Below are 5,138 nucleotides of genomic sequence, written 5' to 3'. Positions count from 1 at the left end.
GTATAACGTAGCATAGAGTTTTTTAACATTTTCCGAAAAGACGATATACCTGTTAAAAGAATTGCAAATCCATTTATACCTAGTACGATAAAGAATATAATAATAATTATATCTTGCCTACCTGAAATTCTAACTCCTGAAACTCCTTTCATATTAAATAAAAGAATGAATGAAACTGTAATAAAACCAAAGTAAATAATGGCTATCTTTCTCTTATTACAATTATACAGATAACGAAAAAGCTGACTCATTTCTCATAGGCCTCCTTAAACAGCTCATGTACTGCTTTACCCTTTTGAAATCGTAGTTCTTCCACATTTTCATGCAATATTATTTCTCCATCTTTCAAAAAGATTACTTCATCGAATATATTTTCGATTTCTCTTATTAAATGAGTCGATATAAGTAGCGTACAATCTTCACGATAAAATTTAAGTATTAGCTCAAGTACATGTTCTCTAGAAACAAGATCAATCCCGCCCAACGGCTCATCCAGTACGTATAGCTTCACTTTTCGAGAAAACGTTAAAATAATCTGCAGCTTCTCAACCATACCTTTTGACAATGCTGTAATTTTTTCTTCTAACGGTATTTTAAATTCTGCAATCGTATCTACCGCTTTTTGAATATCGAAGTCTTTATAAAAATCTCGGTAAAAAAATAAAGCATCTTTTACAGTCATCCAATCATCAAAGACTGGCTTATCGGACATAAATGAAACGATTTCTTTCGTCTGTAATCCTACCTTTTTACCGTCTATTGTAATACTACCTTCAGAAGGGTGTTGCAAGCCTGCAATCATTTTCAATAACGTCGTTTTCCCGCTCCCGTTATCTCCAACAAGCCCAACGATTTTCCCTTCCGTAATCTCTATGTTTAATTCACGGATCACTGCTTTTAATCCGTATCTCTTCCATAAGTTTTCTATTTTCAATAGCTCTGTCATTGGCTCTCCTCCCTCTTATCATGTAATGAAGAACGAAGAATTGTAAGAATTTCTTCTTCTGAAAAACCTAAATTGTCCATTCCATCTATAAAAGAATGAAGTAATTCTTTCGCCATCTCTTTTCGCAGCTCCATAATTTTCTCCCCTTCATTCGTTACATACCGTCCCATTCCTCTACGTGTTACAACAACTCCATCCCGTTCTAGCTCTTGAAATGTACGCTGAATCGTATTTGGATTAACTTGTAATTCACTCGCTAATTCACGGACAGAGGGAATTTTATCACCAGGCAATAAATGTCCTGTTACGATTTCTTTTTTTATGTATTCCATTACCTGAATGTAAATTGGTGTATTTGGAGAAAACTCTATTTTCATTTCTTCCCTCCTTTTGTATCGGTGTACTAGTTAAATAATACACTGATACAAAAGGTTTGTAAATACCCATTTAATTACAAAAAAGTTCTATCCGTTAACCGAATAGAACTTCCCAAATATAAATCGCTATACAAAAATAATAGTGTTATGTAAACAAAATTATAAAGAAAAGCTGTCTTAAGACAGCTTTTCTTTATAATCCTATATTAAAAGTTAAACACGAAGTCATCGTCAGCTAACTTTTCAACGTTCGTTGCTTTTACGTAACCATTTCCTTTTACAGAGAAGAAATCATGGTTTTTCGTATCTGTACGTAAACCATTTAAAACGATTGGGTTAATTTCTTCTTCTTCAAACTTCGGCTCAAGTCCTAAGTTCATAAGCCCTTTATTCGCATTGTAACGAACGAAACGATTTACATCTTCTACAAGACCGATAGAAGTGTAAATTTCTTCTGTATAGGCCATTTCAATTTCATATAGTTCCATTAATAACTCTTGTGTTTCTTTTTGCACTTCTTGTTGCTCTTCTGCAGAAAGTTCTGCGAAGATTTGTTGTGCTAAAATACCGACGAATACGCCGTGAATTGACTCATCACGAATTATCAAGTTGATAATCTCACCACTTGCTGTTAGTTTTCCTTGACCAGCTAAGTAAAGCGGATAGAAGAATCCACTATAAAATAAATAACTTTCTAAGAACACACTTGCTACCATTGCCATGTATAACTCTTTTTTCGTTACTTCAGGCTTTAGCAAACGACGATAGTAACCAGTAATAATACCGGCCTTTTTCTCAAGTAATGGATGAGTATCTACCCATTCAAAAATATCATCAATTTCTTCTTCAGTAGCTAACGTTGTAAAGATATGACTGTAACTCTTCGCATGTACTTCTTCCATAGCACCCATGAAAGCTAATACACTTTTCGCTTGTAAATTTTCAAGATGAACAAGTACAAGAGGCATACCTTCGCCGCCTTGTTTCGTATCTAAAAGTGTTAAACCACCTAATACACGCTTATAAACAATCTGCTCTTCTTTTGATAATTGTGCCCAAGTATTTTTGTCAGAAGATACCGCGATTTCCTCTTCTGTCCAAAACTGAGCGATATTTTGCTTCCAAAACATTAAACTAAAATCATCTTCTTTTTTGTTCCAGTTTACCGCACGCATTAAATCGCCCCTTCTCTAAATATGATAACTAAGCATGAGCAGGGTTCAGAAAACCCTGCTCATCATGTCTCACTTTTTATATTAAACGGTACAAGCCACACACTCTTCCACGCTTAATTTACGTGTTCTCGTATAATACAGACTCTTTAAGCCTTTTTTATGTGCATAGATGTAGTAACGTGCTAATTCACGTGTTGAAATATCACTATTAACGTAAAGAATTGTACTAATTCCTTGGTCAATATGTTCTTGAATTTCTGCGATTAAATCAATTAATTTAAACTGATTCATATCGTAAGAAGATTTATAGTACCAGAACGTATCTTTTGATAAATACGGCATTGGATAATATGTTGTCGCATTCGCATATGTTCTTGATTCGATTTGACTTACGATCGGCATTACGCTTGAAGTTGCATTTTGAACGTAACTGATTGATTGTGTTGGAGCAATGGCAAGACGATATGAGTTGTATAAACCATTCTTCTGCACTTGCTCTTTTAAACTTGTCCAATCTTCTTTTGTCGGAATATGAATTCCTTCAAATAGTTGCTGAACTTTTTCAGTTACAGGACTGTAATCTGTCGTTTCATACTTTTCGAAGTATGTGCCATTCGCATAATCAGATTTATCGAAGTCTTTAAATGTCTCGCCTTTTTCTGTAGCGATTTCCATACTTTTCTCAATAGAATAGTAATTTAACATCATAAAGAATGTACGAGCGAATTCTTTCGCTTCTGCACTTTCATAAGCGATTTTATTTTTTGCTAAATATCCGTGTAAGTTCATTGCTCCAAGTCCAACTGAATGAAGCTCGTCATTTGCTTTTTTCACAGTTGGTGCATTCGGAATAATCGTCATATCAGAAACAGCTGTTAAAGCTTCCATTCCCGCATGAACTGCTTCACGAATTTCTTTATTTTCCATTACGTTTACGATATTTAACGATCCTAAGTTACAGTTAATATCACGACGGATAATGTCATCTGTACCGTAATCATTTATTTCTGAAGTTTCTTGAAGCTGGAAGATTTCTGTACATAAGTTCGACATCTTCACAGTTCCAATATCCTTCAATGGATGTTGATTATTTGCATTTGATTTAAACATTAAGTATGGGTAACCAGACTCAAGCTGAATCATAGCGATTTTAATAAGCATATCACGTGCACTAATATCTAGTGGCTTCTTCTTCACTTTCGGATTGCTCATTAATTCATCGTACATTTCATCAATGTCAATATCATCTAAATGCTTGCCATATTCTTTATAAACCGTATAAGGCGCGAAAACATGGAAAGGTTCGTTTTTCTCAGCAAGCTCAAAGAACTTACTTGGAACGATAATTCCGATTGATAGAGACTGAATACGGCTCTTCTCATCGGCATTTATTTTTTTTGTATCAAGGAATTCAATAATATCCCAATGGAAAATGTTTAAATATACTGCACCGGCACCTTTTCGTTGGCCAAGCTGATTCGCATATGAAAACGAATCTTCAAGCAATTTCATAACAGGTACTACGCCACTTGCAGCGTTGTCGATACCTTTAATTTGCTCACCACGTGCGCGTAGCTTAGATAAGTTTAAAGCTACTCCCCCGCCGATTTTTGATAATTGCATCGCAGTATTAATGTTAAAGCCAATTGAATTTAAGCTATCATCCATCTCTAACAAGAAACAAGACACCATTTCTCCTCTTCTGCTTCTTCCCGCATTTAAAAAGGTTGGTGTCGCTGGTTGGTAGTTTTGTTTTACAATCATGCTTGCGAATTGTCTTGCTTTCGAAACATCACCGCGTCCTAAGTATAATGAAACAATTGCTACACGATCTTCATAGCTTTCTAAGTATTGTTTTTGATCATTCGTTTTTAACGCATAATCTTTGTAGAACTTAGATGCTGCCATATAAGATTGGAACTCGAAGTTTTCACCATAAGCGATGTTATATACTTCCTCTACTTCCTCCAAGCTATACTCGTCCAGAACGTTGTAATAGTAATCATGTTCTTTCATATACTCCATTCGCTCTGCCACGCTATTAAAAGGAACGGTATTCTCTCTAGCTTCTTCCATAAAGACTTCTAATGCCTCTTTATCTTTATGAAGCTGATAAAAACCGTCCTGCATTTGCGTGATTTCATTATTCAGTTCAATGTGTCGCAATCTCCCGCACCCTTTCCTTAAAATATTCTACATCGTTATTTGTTCCAGATAACTCAAATTTTGATACAATAGGCACTTCATATTTAGTAGAAATCTTGTCAGCACTTGCACCGAACATGTCTCCCCAGTTACGATTGCCGCTTGCAGATACGCCTTTTAATTTTTCATTATTGCGCTCTAAAAAGTCTAAAACACGTTCTGGTACATTTCCAAAACCTGTTGTATACGTAATAAGAATAAAGTCTTCATCTATTACTAGATCTTCATCAATTTGAACGGCCGGCATATTTAATTTGTGAATGAAACGCTTCACGTTTCCTGTCATAGAATCATATGCAACTAACATTTCCGACCCTCCCTCTCAAATCTATATTCTCTATATGTTGTTCTTGATTTCTCTATATATTGTATTACGTTTCAAAATAAGACACAAGATATATGTATAAATTCTTTCTTTTTTTAACTTTTACTTTT

5 protein-coding genes and 1 pseudogene are annotated in these 5,138 nt (G+C 34.9%); all 6 read right to left on the bottom strand.

Annotated features, from left to right (window positions below):
* A pseudogene (locus ABWK52_RS22405) lies at positions 1-251 on the bottom strand (ABC transporter permease); the annotation flags it as partial.
* Entirely contained in the window at positions 248-946 is a 699-nt protein-coding gene (locus tag ABWK52_RS22400) for an ABC transporter ATP-binding protein (RefSeq protein ID WP_000137748.1), read from the bottom strand. The gene ABWK52_RS22400 and the pseudogene ABWK52_RS22405, both read right to left, overlap by 4 nt.
* Positions 943-1,323 (bottom strand): GntR family transcriptional regulator, encoded by a 381-nt coding sequence (locus ABWK52_RS22395; RefSeq protein ID WP_000687512.1) that lies wholly within the window; start codon positions 1,321-1,323, stop codon positions 943-945. The genes ABWK52_RS22400 and ABWK52_RS22395 overlap by 4 nt, the downstream gene beginning before the upstream one ends.
* A 206-nt stretch (positions 1,324-1,529) precedes the next feature.
* Positions 1,530-2,498 (bottom strand): class 1b ribonucleoside-diphosphate reductase subunit beta, encoded by a 969-nt coding sequence (gene nrdF / locus ABWK52_RS22390; RefSeq protein ID WP_098541376.1) that lies wholly within the window; start codon positions 2,496-2,498, stop codon positions 1,530-1,532.
* Between the two features lie 81 nt (positions 2,499-2,579).
* Positions 2,580-4,664 carry a class 1b ribonucleoside-diphosphate reductase subunit alpha gene (gene nrdE / locus ABWK52_RS22385; protein ID WP_001215839.1) on the bottom strand — a complete coding sequence of 695 codons (2,085 nt, stop codon included), beginning with the start codon at positions 4,662-4,664 and terminating at the stop codon, positions 2,580-2,582.
* Positions 4,651-5,010 carry a class Ib ribonucleoside-diphosphate reductase assembly flavoprotein NrdI gene (gene nrdI / locus ABWK52_RS22380; RefSeq protein WP_000959447.1) on the bottom strand — a complete coding sequence of 120 codons (360 nt, stop codon included), beginning with the start codon at positions 5,008-5,010 and terminating at the stop codon, positions 4,651-4,653. Before nrdI ends, nrdE begins: the two co-directional genes overlap by 14 nt.
* Positions 5,011-5,138: the final 128 nt, after the last annotated feature.

Source organism: Bacillus sp. AP50 (genome assembly GCF_040492675.1).
Taxonomy (GTDB): domain Bacteria; phylum Bacillota; class Bacilli; order Bacillales; family Bacillaceae_G; genus Bacillus_A; species Bacillus_A cereus.
Note: the sequence above shows the minus strand (reverse complement) of the source record. Positions and strands in the feature narration are given on the sequence as shown.

Coding starts and splice junctions, on each gene's coding strand:
- ABWK52_RS22395 (WP_000687512.1), bottom strand. CDS start 1,323: ATGAAAATAGAGTTTTCTCCAAATACACCAATTTACATTCAGGTAATG.
- nrdI (WP_000959447.1), bottom strand. CDS start 5,010: ATGTTAGTTGCATATGATTCTATGACAGGAAACGTGAAGCGTTTCATT.
- ABWK52_RS22400 (WP_000137748.1), bottom strand. CDS start 946: ATGACAGAGCTATTGAAAATAGAAAACTTATGGAAGAGATACGGATTA.
- nrdF (WP_098541376.1), bottom strand. CDS start 2,498: ATGCGTGCGGTAAACTGGAACAAAAAAGAAGATGATTTTAGTTTAATG.